The organism is Flavobacterium sp. CF136, assembly GCF_000282055.1.
Lineage (GTDB): Bacteria > Bacteroidota > Bacteroidia > Flavobacteriales > Flavobacteriaceae > Flavobacterium.
The window spans coordinates 95,053-113,570 of the sequence record NZ_AKJZ01000007.1; the positions used below are offsets into that span (position 1 = coordinate 95,053).

The 18,518-nt window shown below is 28.1% G+C and carries 19 protein-coding genes; all 19 read left to right on the top strand.

All coding sequences use genetic code 11. The features are described 5' to 3' along the window. Positions 1–83: 83 nt before the first annotated feature. The 19 genes from PMI10_RS01485 (at position 84) to PMI10_RS01580 (ending at position 18,482) form a co-directional block, all read left to right on the top strand. Positions 84–962 carry a glycosyltransferase family 2 protein gene (locus tag PMI10_RS01485; protein ID WP_007803726.1) on the top strand — a complete coding sequence of 293 codons (879 nt, stop codon included), beginning with the start codon at positions 84–86 and terminating at the stop codon, positions 960–962. A gap of 43 nt (positions 963–1,005) precedes the next feature. Continuing rightward, positions 1,006–1,851, top strand: coding sequence for a glycosyltransferase (locus PMI10_RS01490; RefSeq protein WP_007803728.1), 846 nt, complete (start codon positions 1,006–1,008; stop codon positions 1,849–1,851). A gap of 25 nt (positions 1,852–1,876) precedes the next feature. Next, complete coding sequence (locus PMI10_RS01495; RefSeq protein WP_007803730.1) at positions 1,877–3,043, top strand: O-antigen ligase family protein; 1,167 nt, start codon at positions 1,877–1,879, stop codon at positions 3,041–3,043. Positions 3,044–3,050: 7 nt separating this feature from the next. Continuing rightward, entirely contained in the window at positions 3,051–3,764 is a 714-nt protein-coding gene (locus PMI10_RS01500) for a glycosyltransferase family 2 protein (protein ID WP_007803732.1), read from the top strand. Continuing rightward, complete coding sequence (locus tag PMI10_RS01505) at positions 3,764–4,687, top strand: glycosyltransferase (protein ID WP_007803734.1); 924 nt, start codon at positions 3,764–3,766, stop codon at positions 4,685–4,687. The genes PMI10_RS01500 and PMI10_RS01505 overlap by 1 nt, the downstream gene beginning before the upstream one ends. Before the next feature lie 3 nt (positions 4,688–4,690). Next, positions 4,691–5,293, top strand: a complete 603-nt coding sequence (locus tag PMI10_RS01510) for a sugar transferase (protein ID WP_007803736.1) — start codon at positions 4,691–4,693, stop codon at positions 5,291–5,293. 1 nt (position 5,294) lies between these two features. Next, entirely contained in the window at positions 5,295–6,299 is a 1,005-nt protein-coding gene (locus PMI10_RS01515) for a ketoacyl-ACP synthase III (RefSeq protein ID WP_007803738.1), read from the top strand. Positions 6,300–6,303: 4 nt separating this feature from the next. Further along, the gene (locus PMI10_RS01520; RefSeq protein WP_007803740.1) at positions 6,304–6,534 is read left to right on the top strand and encodes an acyl carrier protein; all 231 of its coding nucleotides are present in this window, start codon (positions 6,304–6,306) and stop codon (positions 6,532–6,534) included. 1 nt (position 6,535) lies between these two features. Next, complete coding sequence (locus tag PMI10_RS01525; RefSeq protein ID WP_007803741.1) at positions 6,536–7,588, top strand: 3-oxoacyl-ACP synthase III family protein; 1,053 nt, start codon at positions 6,536–6,538, stop codon at positions 7,586–7,588. A 6-nt stretch (positions 7,589–7,594) separates the two neighbouring features. Then, positions 7,595–8,668 carry an aromatic ring-hydroxylating oxygenase subunit alpha gene (locus tag PMI10_RS01530; protein WP_007803743.1) on the top strand — a complete coding sequence of 358 codons (1,074 nt, stop codon included), beginning with the start codon at positions 7,595–7,597 and terminating at the stop codon, positions 8,666–8,668. Beyond that, positions 8,665–9,402: an SDR family NAD(P)-dependent oxidoreductase gene (locus tag PMI10_RS01535; protein ID WP_007803746.1), complete on the top strand. Its 738-nt coding sequence runs from the start codon at positions 8,665–8,667 to the stop codon at positions 9,400–9,402. Before PMI10_RS01530 ends, PMI10_RS01535 begins: the two co-directional genes overlap by 4 nt. Then, on the top strand, positions 9,380–10,030 hold the full coding sequence (locus tag PMI10_RS01540) for an acetyltransferase (protein ID WP_007803748.1): 651 nt from the start codon (positions 9,380–9,382) through the stop codon (positions 10,028–10,030). Before PMI10_RS01535 ends, PMI10_RS01540 begins: the two co-directional genes overlap by 23 nt. Before the next feature lie 4 nt (positions 10,031–10,034). Next, complete coding sequence (locus PMI10_RS01545; RefSeq protein WP_007803750.1) at positions 10,035–11,177, top strand: DegT/DnrJ/EryC1/StrS family aminotransferase; 1,143 nt, start codon at positions 10,035–10,037, stop codon at positions 11,175–11,177. Positions 11,178–11,338: 161 nt separating this feature from the next. Further along, complete coding sequence (locus tag PMI10_RS01550) at positions 11,339–12,022, top strand: DUF2837 family protein (protein ID WP_007803753.1); 684 nt, start codon at positions 11,339–11,341, stop codon at positions 12,020–12,022. 1,089 nt (positions 12,023–13,111) lie between these two features. Next, the gene (gene rfbC, locus PMI10_RS01560; RefSeq protein ID WP_007803757.1) at positions 13,112–13,660 is read left to right on the top strand and encodes a dTDP-4-dehydrorhamnose 3,5-epimerase; all 549 of its coding nucleotides are present in this window, start codon (positions 13,112–13,114) and stop codon (positions 13,658–13,660) included. Next, complete coding sequence (gene rfbD, locus PMI10_RS01565; protein WP_007803759.1) at positions 13,660–14,505, top strand: dTDP-4-dehydrorhamnose reductase; 846 nt, start codon at positions 13,660–13,662, stop codon at positions 14,503–14,505. Before rfbC ends, rfbD begins: the two co-directional genes overlap by 1 nt. A 69-nt stretch (positions 14,506–14,574) precedes the next feature. Beyond that, positions 14,575–15,459: a glucose-1-phosphate thymidylyltransferase RfbA gene (gene rfbA / locus PMI10_RS01570; protein WP_007803761.1), complete on the top strand. Its 885-nt coding sequence runs from the start codon at positions 14,575–14,577 to the stop codon at positions 15,457–15,459. An 82-nt stretch (positions 15,460–15,541) separates the two neighbouring features. After that, positions 15,542–17,509, top strand: coding sequence for a polysaccharide biosynthesis protein (locus tag PMI10_RS01575; RefSeq protein ID WP_007803763.1), 1,968 nt, complete (start codon positions 15,542–15,544; stop codon positions 17,507–17,509). A gap of 109 nt (positions 17,510–17,618) precedes the next feature. Further along, complete coding sequence (locus PMI10_RS01580; protein ID WP_007803765.1) at positions 17,619–18,482, top strand: ABC transporter permease; 864 nt, start codon at positions 17,619–17,621, stop codon at positions 18,480–18,482. Positions 18,483–18,518 lie beyond the last annotated feature (36 nt).

Consider the following 18,518-nt stretch of genomic DNA (forward strand, 5'->3'; position numbering starts at 1 on the left):
TTTTAATCATTTATTACAGGTTATATTAATCATTTATTTTTTGATTTCAATTTTTTCTTTATTATGGTTTTAAAAATAAGTTTATGAATATTGATATTTCGGTTGCACTTGCTACCTACAATGGTTCTAAGTATTTAAAAAAACAATTGATTTCAATTTTAAATCAAACTATCGTTCCACGCGAAATTATTATAGTTGATGACTGTTCTAATGATAATACAGTTGAAATTATTAAAGAGTTTCAAAGAAGGTATAGTAATATTGATTTGCATATTAATGAAACTAATCTTGGTCCAATAAACACTTTTAAAAATGCAATTTTAAAATGCAATTATGATTTTATTTCTCTCTGTGATCAAGATGATATTTGGGAACTTAATAAATTGCAGCGATGTCACGAAGAGCTCTCGTGTCTAAATGATGTTAAGCCATGTATTGTGTTTAGTGATTTAAAAATGATTGATGATCGTGGTGACTGTACAGGATTCTCATTTTGGGAAGTTCAAGGTTATAAACCATCAAAAGTTAACTTAAACCAATTGTTAATTGGTAATGTTGTAACTGGTTGCACCATTATGATGAATGGAAGGATGAAAGAAGAAATTTTTAAAATGCCTACTGATATTATTATGCATGACTATTGGATAGCTTTAATAGCTTACAGTAAAGGGGATTTTAAAATCATAAATGATAAACTTATAAATTATAGAATCCATCAAAGTAGCGTAACGTTAAAATCTAAAATGAGTTTTGATGAAAGATTTCAATTTTTTTTTAAAGTTTTTTCAGACGATAAAAGAGAATACTTATTAGAAAATATTTTACAAGCAGAGTCTTTTTTTAATATTTATGGATTAGAAATGTCAAATGAAAATAATAAAATATATAAAAACTTCATTTTACTTAAAAATAAAAGTAGTTTATTTAGAAAATTTTATGTTTTTTGTGTTAAGTACTTGTGAATTTTTAATATAAATAAGTTTATATAATTAAGTATAAAATATAATGTTGTATCATGATTTATTTTTGGTAATTGTACTATACAAAAAAAACTTATCAAATTCTGAAACTTTACGAACTCTTGGTGAGTTTTTGAATTCTCCAATTAATATTCTTGTTTTTGACAATAGTCCTGATAGACAATATTTTAGTGATTATTTTATTTTTAATAAGTTTAGAGTGAAATATTTTCATGATGGATCTAATCCTGGACTTAGCGCAGCATACAACTTTGCAATTAAAGAAGCTGTTTTTGAGAATAAAAGGTGGGTTTTATTACTTGATCAGGATACTGTTTTTACCAAAGATTATTTTTCGGAGATATTAACACTGGATTCATTAAAACTTCATGCTGATACTGTTGCAATAATTCCTAAAGTATTTTCTTTATATGATAATATTATTTCACCTGCAAAAATGTATTTGGGGGGCTTATGCAGACCTATAATAATTGATTCTGGATTATCTAATGATCCTATAACAGCCATTAATTCTGGCACAATAATCAGTGTGGCTTTTATTAAAAAAATTGGTGGATTTAGTGAATTATTTCCCTTAGATATGTTAGATCATTGGTATTTTAGAGAAATTTATAAATTAAAGAAAAAGGTTTTAGTTTTAAATAGTATAATTTTTCAAAATTTATCAGTTGCTGGAAATTATCAAAAAGAAGTTTCGGTTGTAAGGTATAGAAACATGTTAATTGCTGAAAAATTATTTGTGAAGCAAGATGGCGTAATCGCTTATACAATTTTTATTTTACGTCTGATCAGGAGGGCTTTCAAACAGATCAGATTTAAAAATAAAAAGTATTTTTTTGAGAGTATTAAAAGTCTCTTTAGTCTGAACTAACTAAGTATTTTTAAATATAATCTATGTGAATAAAATAAAAAACAGCAAATTATCATTTATTAAAATTATTTTTGTTTTAAGTTTTTTTGAATTGATTGTTGGCGGAGGAGGAAGATTCTTAGAATTTGGGTTTTTGACTGTTAGAATGGTTTTGTTTTTGGTTATTATCGTAATCTCGCTAATTCTGTACGTGTTCAGAAAGAAAATAAAGAGAAATATAATATTGCTGACAATTATTTTTTCTATAATAACTTTGACGGGAGTAGTTATAGGATTATTAAATAATGCCCTAATTAATGGTATTTTCGAAGATATTAAACCCCTATCTTTTTTTTATATTATCTTGTTTTTTTCTCTGATAATAAAAGACGAAAAAGATATTGTATTAGTTAGTAATATAATTAAAATTGGATCGGTTATTTTAGCAATCGTTTATGTTGGTTTTATAATATTTTTATACTTCGGGTTGATTGATTTTGTATCATTTTATAATAAGCAAAGCGAAATTGGTGAAATATTATTTAGAGGAGATTTTTTGTTTTTTTATAAAGGTTTTTTATATCTCTGCATAGGCTTTTTCTTTTTTTTAACATCTGATTATAAATATAAATTATTACTTCTGGTTTTTTTATTTACTAGTATTGTTCTTACTTTGACGCGTGGGTTTATATTGTTTACTTTTTTAATTACTTGTTACTATATATATTTTATCAATAAGAAGATTTTAATTAAAATAATTTCAGGAATATTATTATTAGTTATTTCTACATTAATTGGTACTTTTTATCTTCAAACCGTGGGAGACAGAGCAGACTCTGATAAAGTTAGATATATACAGATTGAACAGGTTTATGATAGAATTAATCCAATTAGTATTTTTATAGGACACGGTTTTGGAAATGGGGTTCCCGATCGCCCAATTCATATGGAAAACTCCTTTCTCGAAATTTTTCATAAGCAAGGATTGCTGGGGCTTTTTTTTTGGATAGCAATGTTATTTTATGTTTGTTTACTATATGTAAATATTAAAAACGTAATTTTTAAAAAATTAGCACTTCCATTTCTTTTGGGTGTATTTTTTGTTTATTTTCAATCATTAACTAATCCTTTTATAAATAATCCAATGGGACTTTGTCTTTTATTAATTACCATAGTAGTCTTTTCTAAATTGTTAGAATTACAAAAAAAATAATATTATTATGATTTCAGTTTGTGTAGCGACATATAATGGAGAAAAATATATTAAAGAACAAATAAATTCTATTCTTGAACAAATAGGTAAAAATGATGAAGTTATTGTGTCTGATGACGGATCAAAAGATAGGACTGTTGAAATTATACAAAATTACAATGATAGTAGGGTGACAATTTATCATAATGTCTTTAAAAGTCCAATAAGAAATTTCGAATTTTTAATATCAATAGCAAAAGGAGATTATATTTTTTTATCGGATCAAGATGATATTTGGCATGAGGATAAGGTAAGTAAATATTTAAAGATATTTAATGAAATTCCTATGGTTTCTTTAGTTATTAGTGATTTAAAAATTATAGATAAAAACGGAATCATTCAAGATAAAGAGTTTTACAAAAAGGGGTTTAAAAACAATATATTACAAAATATAATTTCAAATAATTTTATAGGTTGTACTATGGCTTTTAAAAAAGAACTTAAAACGCATATATTGCCCTTTCCTAAAAATATAGCGATGCATGATTGGTGGATAGGGCTTTGTGGTGTTTTATTTGATGAAATTTATTTTATTGATGAAAAGCTACATTACTATAGAAGGCATGATAATAATGTAACTAATGTAAATAATTTCAATTTTTTAGCAAAAGTAAAATTTAGAATTAATATGGTAAATGAACTTTTAAAAAGATATTTTAAAACTAAATATAATCTATTATAATGAAGGAGGTACTTGTTATTCTTGCAGCCTATAATGGTGGGAAATATATTAGTGAGCAATTGAGTTCAATATTAGAGCAGAAAGATGTAAATGTACATATTAAAGTATATGACGATGTGAGTTCTGATAATACTGTTGAAGTTGTAAAGACATTTGTTGAGGATGACAGAATTGAATTAATTCAAAATATAGTTGGTCATGGTAGTGCTGCTAGTAATTTCTTTAATGCAATTAGTACTTTGTCTGAAAATACAATAAAAGAATATAATTATGTTTCTTTTTCTGACCAAGATGATTTATGGTTGCCAAATAAATTAAATGCAGCAGTAAATGTATTATTGCAAGAAAATTCAAGTCTATATTGTTCAAACTTACTTTTGTGGAATGAAAGAACTGATAAAACATCTATAATAAAAAAAAGTTACTCACAAACAAATTATGACTACTTATTTGAAGGTGGCAGTGCTGGTTGTACTTATGTTTTTACAAGCGAGTTTTGTTTAAAATTAAAAAAGATAATAGGAGCAACAGATTATTTTGATTGGCAATACTTTTCTCATGATTGGTTTGTTTATTTTTATGCAAGAATATCTAAATGTAAAGTTTCAATAGATAAGAATATTTATATAAAATATCGTATTCATAGTAACAACGTACATGGTCAACTGAATCAGAAATCCTTATTTGCTATCAGCGAAAGACTTAAATTGATTAAAAAAGGATGGTATTTTAAACAAATAAGAGAGTTTGTTAAGCTTACAGATGTCGGCTCTCCAGAAAAAAAGATTTATGAACTTTATTACAGAAATTACTTTACAAGGCTATATATTTTGTTGAGATATAATTTTTCTTTAATTCGTAGTAATAAAAAATTTATTCAATTTTTTATTACTAGTTTATTGCCAATTAGAATTAATAAATAATTTATGTATAGTAATATATTTAAAAGTGGAATTGATTTTTTGATTTCTTTGATTGCCCTAATATTGTTAAGTCCATTATTTTTATTTGTAACGATTGGGCTTTTTTTTGCAAATCAAGGAAAACCGTTTTTTTTTCAAACCAGACCAGGCAAAAAAGGAAAGTTATTTAAAATTGTCAAGTTTAAGACAATGAATGACAGAAAGGACTTAAATGGAAATCTATTATCTGATGCGGAAAGATTAACAAAAATTGGTAGTTTTGTTCGAAAAACTTCTTTGGATGAGATGCCACAATTGTTGAATGTCATCAAGGCTGATATGAGTTTAATTGGTCCAAGACCTTTGTTGCCACAATATTTAGCATTATATTCGGATTTTCAAAATAGAAGACATGAAGTAAAACCAGGGATAACCGGTTGGGCACAAGTAAATGGACGAAATGGAATATCTTGGGATAAAAAATTTGAATTAGATGTTTGGTATGTAGATCATATTTCATTGATTTTAGATTTAAAAATAGTACTTTTAACAATAAAAAAAGTGTTGATAAGAGAAGGAATAAACTCAAAAGGACAAGTGACAACAGAGGCATTTAAAGGAAGTTAATATGGGATGTCTAATAAAAGCAATAGAATACGTTTATCCTGAAAACAAAGTAAGTAACGAGGATTTGGGGAAAGTGTTTCCAGATTATGATTTTTTAAAATTTGAAGAAAAAGTAGGGATAAAAAATAGATATTGGGTAGGGGAAAATGAAACAGCATTTGATTTAGCTTTGAAAGCATGTGAGAGGCTTTTTCAAAATCACGATAGACAAGAAATAGATTATATTTTATATTGCACACAGAGTCCGGAATATTTTTTGCCTACTACGGCTTGTATTTTACAAAATAAGTTAGGGATAAAAAAAAATATCGGAGCCTTAGATTTTAATCTTGGTTGCTCAGGTTATAGCTATGGTGTTAGCCTTGCAAAAGGCTTAATTAGCTCAGGACAAGTAAAGAATGTGTTATTAGTGACCGCTGAAACCTATTCTAAATATCTTCACCCAAAAGATAGATCTAATCGATCGATTTTTGGAGATGCAGCTACTGCTACTTTAATAACGTATTCAGAAGAAGAAGGGATTGGGAAATTTTTATTTGGTACTGATGGTTCTGGATATGATAAATTAATTGTTAAAAATGGATGCAGCAGATTTTCATATGATCCAGAATCTCCAGAAATTATTTATGGTACAGATAATATTTATTCTGATAATCATTTATATATGAATGGGCCTGATGTGTTTAATTTCACTAGTGAAGTTGTGCCTAATTTCACAAAAGAAATCGTTGAAATAAACAATATGAGTATTGACAATGTAGATCAGTTTGTTTTTCATCAGGCAAATGCATATATGTTAAATTTTATGCGTAAAAGATTAAAAATTTCAAGCGATAATTTTTTTATAGATTTGGAGGATGGAGGTAATACAGTGTCTTGTACAATACCTATTGCATTAAAAAATTATAGTAAATTAATTAAGACTGAATCTATAATAATTATTGTTGGATTCGGAGTAGGGCTTTCCTGGTCGGGAGGACTAATAAAAATAAAAAGTAAATTATAAGATTATGAAAAAAAATGATTTTATTTCAGGAATAGCAGAAGAATTAGAAATTGAAACTATTCTGGAAAGTACAACAAACCTTAAAGATTTGGATGAATGGGATTCTATGGCAGCTATGGTTTTAATTGGTTATGTGTCAAATGAATTTGGAGTTACTTTAAATGCAGATGATTTAAAAGATATGACTACAATTGAATCATTAATCGAAAGAATAGGATTAGATAAATTCAATTAATATGTTTCAGGAATTTCTTGGTGTAGAAATCGAGGCAATTAGTGCTTGTGTTCCGAAAAGAAAAATTTTAAACAATTCTTTTGGTGAATTATTGTCACCAAAAGAGTATAGAGTTTTTGAAAAAACGGTGGGCATTTTAGAAAGACGTTGGGCAGAGGAAAATGTCACAGCATCTGATCTTGGATATGCGGCAGCTTTAGATTTAATTAATAAGTACGAGGTAAATAGAGAAGATGTTGAGTGTTTGATTTTTTTAAGTCAAACTCCAGACTATAAGATTCCATTTACTTCTAATATTCTGCAGCATCGACTTGAATTAAAAAAAGAAATTTTATGCTTAGATATTAATGCTGGCTGCGCAGGATTTATTCAAGGATTAAGTACTGCTTTTTCAATTGCAACTTCTCTTAAAAAAGGAAAAATTCTTTTTATTGTTGCAGAAACGTTATCAAAGATACTTTCAATTGATGATAGAAGTACTGCAATGTTATTCGGTGATGGTGCTGCTGCTGTTTTAATAAATTCTGACGAAGCGAAACAAAATAAAGCATATTTTAATTTCTTTTCTGACGGACGGAATGCTGATGCAATAAAAATACCAGATGGAGGATATCGAAATGGAATTACAAATAAAAGTCTTGAAATTGTTAGTGATGAACTCGGAAATAAAAAGAATAATCTTCACTTATCGATGAACGGACCTAAGGTTTTTGATTTTACACTAAGAGAAATTTCAAATAGTATCACAGAATTATTAAACAATGCAAAAGTTAAAAAAGAAGATGTTAACTATTTTCTTTTGCATCAATCAAATCAGTTTATAATTAAACAAATTGCTTCTCAATTACAGGTTGATCAAGAGAAAATGTTAATAAATATTAGAGATTTTGGAAATACCAGCGGAGTTTCAATCCCTCTTTTAATATGTTCTAATAAGGAAATTTTAAAAGATTCTAAAAATATTTTACTGAGCGGATATGGTTCTGGATTAAACTGGGGTAATTTGATTATTGATTTATCTAATACTGAAATTTTTAATATAATAGAAATATAATTGCCTATGAAAGCTTTAATAAAGCCAAATGAATATTTTGAAAAAGAGATTTTTGAGGATGAAAAGGTAAAACTTTTTTCTCAGTGTTGGAATTTTATTGGTTTTATAAATGATTTTACTGAGATTAATGATTTTATTGTTTCTGAGATTTCTGGAGTGTCAGTTATAATACAAAATTTAAAAGGTAAAATCAGAGCTTTTAAAAATGTGTGTTCTCATAGACATTCAATTATTCAAACAAGCAAAAAAGGAAATAGACCTTTAATGTGTCCTTATCACGGATGGGCTTACAATGATAAAGGAATTCCATTTGGTATTCCCAAAAAACCTTTTTTTAATTTTACGAAAGAAGAATTGGAATGTCTTAAACTTCAAGAGTATTCTGTTGAGATTTGTGGGTCTTTAGTGTTTTTAAAAATTAAAGAAGACGAAATTACTCTACAAGATTACTTAGGTGATTTCTATGGTGAAATAGAAACAATGTCTAATAATTTTGGAAAACTTATAGATTTAAATGAAATAGAAATTGCTTGCAATTGGAAAATTGTTGTAGAGAATACTTTGGAAAGTTATCATGTTGCGTTGATTCATTCAGAGACATTTAAAAAATTAGGAGCTGATGGATTGGATTTTTCTTTCTCAAGTGATCATTCAATGTGGAACGCAGATGTATTAATAAAAGAAAATGAGGGAAAACAAGCTAAAGTTCATAAACCATTTCAAGAAAGGAATTATAAAATTAATGGGTATAAACATTTAATTGTGTTTCCTAATATTTTAATTTCATCAACTTATGGTATTTCTTTCAATTTATCACAGATTATACCTTTAACAGAAGATAAAACATTATTTAAGAGTTTTGTATTTATGACTAAGAAAGAAAGTAATAATGGTTCTATTTTAGAAAAAGTTTATGAAGAAAGTTTAGTTGACTTTAATCGTAAAGTCTTTGACGAAGATAAAACTATTTGTCAAGAAGTACAAAAAGGAGTAAAATTTTCTTCTTATGACGGAGAATTGAGCCAAGAAGAAGAAAGAGTACTTTTTTTTCAAGAAAAATATAAAAAATATTTGAAATGATACAAAATAAAAAGGTGTTAGTTACAGGAGCTACCTCTGGAATTGGGTTATCTCTTTGTGATTTTTTGATACATCAGAAATGCAACGTAATTGCTGTTGGCAGGGATGAAAGTAAAATTAAAAATCTTCTAGATAAGTCTAGGAATGAATTGAAATTTATATCCTTAGATTTAAACGATTTTAATAACTATTCGAAAATATTTGATGAAATGTTGGCAGGAGAGAAATTTGATGGTTTTGTTCATTGTGCAGGTATAGAGGAAACCTTTCCATTGACGATGTATAATCCAGAAAATGTAAAAAAAATATTTGATATTAATGTATTTTCAGGAATTGAATTATTAAGATATTTTTCTAAAAAAAAATATTCAAATGAAGGAGCTAGTGTAGTTTTTTTATCTTCTGTGATGGGAGAATTAGGGCAACCAGGTAAAATTGGATATTGTGCTACAAAATCAGCCATTTTAGGAGTTGTGAGGTCATCTGCTTTAGAGCTTGCTAAAAGAAAATTTAGAGTAAATGCAATATCTCCGGGTGTTGTGAATACTCCAATGACTCAAAAATTATTTTCACAAATTGAAGATGAAAACATTCAAAAGATTAAAGAAATGCATCCTTTAGGGATAGGTGAAGTAGAAGATGTGGTGCCAATAATAACATTTTTATTGTCAGATTTTAGCAAATGGATAACCGGACAAAATATAAAAATTGATGGAGGATACTCAATACAATAATTTAGAACTTATTATTTTAGGAGCAGGAGGGTTAGCAAGAGAAATAGCTAGTTGGCATAATATTTCGATTGCTAATAAAAAAAGTAATATAGTAGGCTTCATGGATGAAAATTTAGATGCCTTAAAGGGATTTAATAGAGATCAAGAGGTTATAGGAAAGATAGATTTAAAGAAAATAAAGCAAAATCAATCGGTGATTTGTGGAATTTCAGATGTAAAAATTAAAGAGAAGTTGTTTGATGATTTAAGACAACACAATGTTTCAATATTTTCTTACATACATGAATCTTGCTTTGTTGGTGAACGAACAAAATTTGGTATTGGATTAGTATTGTTCCCTTATGCTATTATATCTTGTGATTCAAAAATTGGAAATTTGGTTTTTATTAATAATGGTTCACAAATTGGTCATGATGTTTCAATTGGAGATTTTTCAAGTATTATGGCAAATGTTGATATTGGAGGAGGTGCCCAGATAGGTAAAAATGTTTTTATTGGTTCAAATGCAGTTATTCTTCCTGAGGTCAAAATTCCTGATAATACAAGAATTGGTGCAGGTGCAGTAGTCCTAAAATCAATAAAAAATGAAGGAACTTATTTTGGCAATCCCGCAAAAAAAATATTTTAAGTAAATGAATAATTCAAAGATATGGCTTTCTTCTCCACATATGGGAGGAGCAGAACAAAAATATGTACAAGAAGCTTTTGATACAAATTGGATAGCCCCATTAGGACCTAATGTAAACGGTTTTGAAGCAGCTTTAGAAAATTATCTGGATCATGGATCTTTTGTTGGGGCATTGAGTTCAGGCACTGCAGCCATTCATTTGGGATTAATTCTTTTAGGTGTACAAACAGGTGATGAAGTAATTTGCCAGAGTATGACCTTTTCAGCTTCGGCGAATCCTATTTTGTATCAAGGAGCAATACCCATATTTGTTGATAGTGAAGAGCAAACTTGGAATTTATGTCCTTTAGCTTTAGAAAAAGCTATATTAGATAGAATTATTAAAGGTAAAAAACCAAAAGCAATTATTGCCGTACATCTTTATGGAATGCCTTATAGAGTAGATGAAATTAATGCTGTTGCTGCTAAATATGGAATTCCAGTTTTGGAAGATAGTGCAGAAGCTTTGGGGAGCCATTATGAAAAACAAAAATGTGGTACTTTTGGAGTTATTGGTGTTTTATCTTTTAATGGCAATAAAATTATAACTACATCAGGTGGAGGGGCTATCGTTACTCAAAATAAAGAAATAAAAGATAAAGCTGTTTTTCTATCTACCCAAGCAAGAGATAATATGCCACATTATCAGCACAGTGAAGTAGGATATAACTATAGAATGAGTAATATTTGCGCAGGAATAGGACGTGGACAAATGGAAGTTTTGGACAAACATGTTCAGCGACGAAGAGAAATGCATGCTTTTTATTACAACTACTTTAAAAATATAATTGGAATAAAAGTTTTAACTGAACCAAACGATAGTTATTTTTCTAATCATTGGCTTTCGGCGATTACAATTAATCCTGAAAAAACTGGTGGAAAAACAAGAGAAGGATTGCGAATTGCTTTTGAGGATGCAAATATTGAAAGTCGACCACTATGGAAACCGATGCATTTACAACCTATTTTTAAAAAATATCCTTATTATGGCAATACAATAGCAGAAAAATTATTTGAAAATGGATTATGTTTGCCTTCAGGGTCAAATCTCACCGATTTTGACAAGGAAAGGATAAAAATGGTTTTAGATCTTTTTTTTAATAATTGATTTTTTTGAAATCATATTGTCAATAAATAGCGATCAGCATTTAAAAGAAAAAAGGAAAATATAGTTTGTTAAAAAATGTTAGTTCTCAATTTTAATTAAATCTTCAAAAAAATAGATATCAAAAGAAAAGATATATTCTTGCAGGTTTTAAATCTTAAAATATGTTTACTATTGCGGCCATAGCCTATGCCTTTTCAATATTTATTGATGTATCTGTGTATCATTTTAAATATTACATACAGGATAGTAAAAACATTAGGCATCTTTTAGCATTGATAAATATTTTTCAATATTGTTCGCGTGGGTTTATTTTAATTTTTATCCCAATAATAGCGTATGTTACAGAATCAATTAAAGATAAAAATGAAGTTTGGCTTATTACAATACTTGCTCATTTTTTAGTTATTTTATTTTTATTACCGCTTTATTCTTATCGATTTACTTCTTTTTTTTCTGTAAAAGTTATTGAATTATTGAATAGTTTTTTTGGAAAGTCAAAACCTGTTAAATTAGAAGAAATTAAAAAGCAGTATAGGAGCAAAATTTTTGGTTTTTCAAAGAATTGGACTTTATTCGTTACTAATTATATTGCTGGTTTTTTGTTTTCAATCAGTATTACTTTCTTATACTTTATTAGTTTTTTCTATCCTCAAAAAGCATTAATTTTAAGTTCGATGACACAGGTAATCAATATGTTTGGTTCAATGTTACTTATACTTTTTATTGATCCAAGGATTATGGGGGCAATAGATGATGGAGAAGGACATAAGGAAATTCAAATTTTAACGACTAGTCGAATTTTGGTGCATATTACTTTAGTTATAATACTTATTTGTGTCCGATGATAATTTTACTAATTACTTTGTTATTTACGTTTTTATCTTATTATTTCGCCAGTTTTGATTATGAAGACCTAAAGTGGAAAATACTTTCTATATCCTGCTTTATTGCTAGTTCTTTTGCTTTAAGATTGGTGCTACAAACTAATTTAAATAATGATTATTTACTGTATTATAATTTTCAGATTTTTCACAAGCCTTATGGTTTTCTTTCTTATTTATTAAATGAACCTTATCTGTATTTAGTTTATACACTATTTAGTTATTTTATAGATGCAAAGGAAACTGTTTTTCAATGCATGTATTGGTTTAATTATTTGATTGCTACCAGTTTTTTTGTTTGGTTATTAATTAAAAAAGATGTTGAAATGTGGAAAAAAATGGTCTTATTTGTGTGCCATTATTTCCTATTTGCTTATGTTGTTCTTCGAAATGGTCCCTCATATATATTGTTTGCTATGTATTTTTATTATTCATCTAGGAACAAAAAATTTAATTGGATCTTGATAACACCATTTATGCATATAAGTTCATGTTTGTTGTTGGTAACTTACATCCATAAATGGAAATACTATTTTTTTGTATTGTTTTTTTTATTCCTTTTTATATTTACATTTTTTTTACTAATGACTCCGTTTTTGTTAAATATAGGATATTTTAATTCAATCTTATCTAAAATAGCGACATATTCACAAGAAATAAAGATGATTAAGATTATGCATATTATTTATTTTTTATTTATTATTTTATTGAGTAGTATGGGAGGTGTAATTTATAAAAGAAAAATGCTACATCCTATACTTCTTACACCATTATTATTTTATGTTATAGCTTTTTATATCAATCCTATTCTTGCACATCGCTTTTCACCTTATGTGCTATTTTCTTTTCTTTTATTTCCTTTCAATAGTGTTATTACTGATCAAAAATTAAAGAAAGTAAATCAATTGACAATTTTGTTTTTTCCGATTTTCGTCTATACCCTTTTTAATACTCATACACCAAAACTATTTTTTCAATATTTTATGAAATAATAAGAAAGCTATACAGCCAGAATTTTATATTTATAACGTCAATCTAAAATTTTTAAATTAAATGATCCTACAAACAACACCGATCCAAGACCTAGTAATTATTAATCCATCCGTTCATAACGATGACCGCGGTTATTTTTTTGAATCATATAGCAAAACAAAATTTGAAGATTTGAGAATAGATATTGATTTTGTTCAGGACAATCAATCTTTTTCTAAAAAAGGGACTTTAAGAGGGTTACATTATCAAAATCCACCTTTTGCACAAACTAAACTGGTTCGCGTTTTAGAAGGAGAAATTATTGACGTTGCTGTTGATCTAAGAAAAGATTCGCCAACTTATGGAAAATCATTTAGCATTTTACTTTCAGCAGAAAATAAAAAACAATTGCTGGTGCCACAAGGTTTTGCACATGGATTTTCTGTTATTAGCGAAACGGCCTCCGTAATGTATAAATGTGATCAGTTTTATAATAAAGCTTCCGAGGGTGGAATTAAATTTGATGATCCTTCTTTAAATATTGATTGGGGTATGAATTTGGAAGATGCAATAGTTTCTGAAAAAGATCAGATACTTCCTTTTATAGAAAATTGTAATAGTTTGTTTTAATGGAAAAAATACTAGTAACAGGCGCAAACGGTCAATTAGGATCTGAACTTTTGATTCTATCAACAAAATATTCAAATTATGAATGGGTTTTTGCAGATAGAACACAAATTACTTTGGATGATTTAGAAGTTTTAGAAAAGCAATTAAATGATATCCGACCTGAAATAATTCTTAATTGTGGAGCTTATACTGCGGTTGATAAAGCAGAATCAGAAAAAGAAATTGCCTTTACTGTAAATTATTCTGCAGTAGAATTGATAGCAAAATATGCATTCAAAAATAACGTAAAATTGATACATATTTCAACTGATTATGTATTTGACGGTTCTTCTTCGATTGCCTTAAGTGAAGAAGCTCAAACAAATCCTATAAACATTTATGGAGCTAGTAAACGAGCTGGGGAAGTAGCCTGTTTGAATGAAAATCCGAATTCAATTATAATAAGAACTTCATGGGTTTATAGTAAGTTTGGTAATAATTTTGTTAAAACAATGCAGCGATTGATGAAAGAAAAAGAATCAATTAATGTAGTGAATGATCAAATCGGTTCTCCAACTTATGCAGCTGATTTAGCACAAGCAATGCTGGATATTATAAAGTCTCCAAATTGGATACCCGGAATCTATAATTATTCCAATGAAGGAGAAATAAGCTGGTATGAGTTTGCGTTGAGCATAAAAGAACTTGGAGGATATAGTTGTAATGTTGGAGGTATTCCATCAGCATCTTATCCAACTCCGGCAAAGCGTCCTGAATTTTCATTATTAGATAAGAAAAAAATAAAAATAATTTATAATTTAGATGTGCCGGATTATAAAGAAAGTTTAAGAAAAATGTTTGTGTAAAATGATTTAAGGATAATATTTCATATATCAATAATGAAATCTAAAATCTAAAATCTAAAATCTATATTTATGAAAGGAATTATATTAGCCGGTGGTTCAGGAACACGATTACACCCTTTGACTCTTGCTATGAGTAAGCAAATGATGCCTGTATATGATAAGCCAATGATTTATTACCCGTTGTCGACATTGATGATGTCGGGAATAAATGAAATATTGATTATTTCTACACCTCATGATTTGCCAAATTTTAAAAAATTATTAGGAGATGGTTCTAGTTTAGGATGCAAGTTTAGTTATGCTGAACAGGCTGTTCCAAATGGCTTAGCTCAGGCTTTTGTAATTGGAGAAGAATTCGTTGGAAACGATGATGTTGCATTGATATTAGGGGATAACATATTTTTTGGGTCTAATATGCAGGAACTTTTAAAGTCAAATACAAAACCGAATGGAGGAGTGGTGTTTGCTTATCATGTTTCAGACCCGGAACGTTATGGAGTAGTGGAATTTGATGAGAATTTAAAAGCTATTTCTATCGAAGAAAAACCAGAAAATCCAAAATCAAGTTATGCTGTTCCGGGATTATATTTTTATGATAATTCAGTAGTAGAAATAGCTAAAAATATTAAGCCAAGTGCAAGGGGCGAATATGAAATTACAGATGTTAATAAGGTTTATTTAGAGAAAGAATCTTTAAAAGTTGGTATTTTAAGCAGAGGAACGGCCTGGTTAGATACTGGAACTTTTAATAGTTTAATGCAAGCCGGACAATTTGTTCAGGTTTTAGAGGAAAGACAGGGATTAAAAGTGGGTTGTATTGAAGAAATAGCATGGCGACAAGGTTTTATCTCAGATCAACAACTTGAAGAACTTGCATTACCTCTTGTTAAATCGGGCTATGGATCTTATCTGATCGAATTTTTAAAACAAAAGAATAAAGGAGTCAGATTTTAATTTTATAGAGAAATATTTTTTTAAAATCTTTAATTAGTACTTTTGTAAGTGTACTGAGTTTTCAATACTAAATATAACGAATTTGAATACAGATAGACAAACTAAAATAGCGGCTTTGCTTCATAATTATTTTTCCCCACGGAACTTTAAAGCAAATATTAATAATCTTAGTTATTTGCCCAGATGGATTATTGTAGCTATTGATATAATGGTACTTATTTTTTCATTTACCTTTACCTATATGTTGTTTGAAGGAACTGCATTAGGGTATATTGTAACGTCGTATCAATTTTATTTTATATCGTGTCTAATATGTGTTAATGTATTTTTCTTTTGGTTATTTAGAACATATTCAGGTATTATCAGACATTCTTCTTATATAGATGCAATAAAATTGTTGTTTTCTCAAATGTCAGTTTTGATTTTCTTTTTGGTTTTCAATTTAGTTTTTGAGTTATATTCAGGTCATAAAGCATTTTTAAATACTGCACTTTTTATAAACTTAGTGTTGTCTTTCTGTGGATTATTCATATACAGAGTAATTGTAAAGCAAACTTTTGAAATCTATTTTTCTGAAAAAACTGACTCTAAATTAATAAGAACAGTCATTTATGGTACAGATGCAAATGCAATTTCTGTAGCAAATGCACTAAAATTCGAAACACCTTCAAGATTCAAGATTGTTGGTTTTGTTGATAAAAATAGCCAAAATGCTTCTAAGCGAATGTTGGATTTGCCAATATTGATTCAAAAGAAAAAATTACCAGCATTAATGAGATCTGTAGCTGCAGAAGGTGTTATCATAGCTGATAAAAGTTTATCTAAAGAAGATCAGTTAATTATTGTTGATCAGTGTTTGGAATTTAATTACAGAGTTTATACAGTACCATTAATTTCTAATTGGGAAAATCAAAAAGAAATTTCTCAAAAAGTAAAAAACATTCAGATAGAGGATCTGTTAGAAAGAAAACCGATTGTATTAGACAGTAAATCCATATCTAAACAATTAAAAGATAAGGTGATACTAATAACAGGTGCTGCAGGTTCAATTGGTAGTGAAATTGTAAGACAGGTTTTAGGATTTAATCCAAAAATGATTGTAATTTTAGATCATGCAGAAACTCCTTTGCATAATTTGTGTTTAGAGACCCTGGCATTAGATTCGCAAACTAAAATAAGAGCTGTTATTGCGGATGTTAAAAGTAAAAAAGCTTTAGAAAAGATATTTATTGATTTTAGACCACAAGTAGTTTTTCATGCTGCAGCATATAAGCATGTACCTTTAATGGAAGAAAATCCTTCACAGGCAATCCTTACAAATGTCAAAGGAACCAAAAATTTAGCCGATTTGTCCTGTAAATATAATGTAAAGAAATTTGTAATGGTTTCTACAGATAAAGCTGTAAATCCCAGTAATGTTATGGGAGCGAGTAAACGTATAGCTGAAAAATATGTACAGTCTTTATTTTTAAAAAATAAAAGAGAAAAGGAAGAGGGCGTTACAAAATTTATTACAACACGTTTTGGAAATGTTTTGGGCTCAAATGGTTCTGTTGTTCCTTTGTTCACGAAACAAATTGCCGAAGGAGGCCCTGTTACAATAACCCATCAGGATATCATTCGTTATTTTATGACTATTCCTGAAGCTTGTCAATTGGTATTAGAAGCTGGAGCAATGGGTAATGGTGGTGAAATTTATATATTTGATATGGGGAAACCCGTAAAGATTATTGATTTAGCTAAAAAGATGATTAAATTAGCAGGTTTCATTCCTGATAAAGAGATAAAGATAAAAATTGTAGGACTTAGACCTGGTGAAAAATTGTATGAAGAATTACTGAATGATACTTCTAAAACGTTGCCAACTTATCATAACAAAATTATGATAGCACAGGAAATTCAAGATGAATATGAAAACTTACATGTAGAGATAGATGAGCTTGTAACAATTGCAACTTTTTATAATAATGATGACATAGTAAGTAAAATGAAAAAAATTGTTCCTGAATTTAAAAGTATGAATTCTGCTTTTGAAGTTTTGGATAAATAGAAATCTTAAGGTTGCTTTAATAAATTTTAAAAGGTGTTTCTAAAAACGCCTTTTGCTTTTTAAATAATCTTTTAGCCAATATTATAATATAGTTGTAACTAAATATAAAATGAATAATACCAATGATAATGATTGGTTGTTTGAAATAACACCCAAAAATAAATTTTTCAGACTCAATCTTAAAGAAATTTGGCAATACCGTGATTTATTATTTCTTTTTGTAAAACGAGATGTTATCACAGTTTATAAACAAACAGTTTTAGGACCGCTTTGGTATTTGATTCAACCATTATTTACCTCAGTTACATTTACTATAATTTTTAATAATGTGGCTGGAATTAATACAGGGGCAATACCTCCGTTTTTATTTAATTTAGCAGGAATTACGGTGTGGAATTACTTTACTGCTTGTCTTAACGGAACTTCTGATACTTTTAAAGCTAATGCCAGTATTTTTGGGAAGGTTTATTTTCCAAGAATAATAACACCACTGTCCGTTGTAATTTCAAATTTGATAAAATTCGGAATTCAATTTATTATTTTTATAGCATTTTATCTTTTTTACTATATAAAAGGAGCTGATTTAACTTTGAATGGTTTAGTGATTTTTTTTCCCATTTTAATTACTGTTATGGGAATTTTAGGTCTTGGACTTGGAATGTTAATTTCCTCTATGGTTACCAAATATCGTGATTTTAGTAATTTGGTTACTTTTGGAATACAGTTGTTAATGTATTTATCTGCAGTAATGTATCCAATGGAATTGATTAAAGATAAATTGCCAAAATTTGGCTGGATGGTAGAGTACAATCCATTAGCCTATATTATTGAAACTTCTCGTTATATGCTTTTAAATACTGGAGAAATTTCAGTTTTAGGATTATGTTATACTTTATTAGTTACTATTGCTGTATTTTTTGTTGGCCTTTTAATTTTTAATAAGACTGAAAAGAGTTTTATAGATACTGTATAATCAATAGCAATATCAAAAAACAATTTCAATATTCTC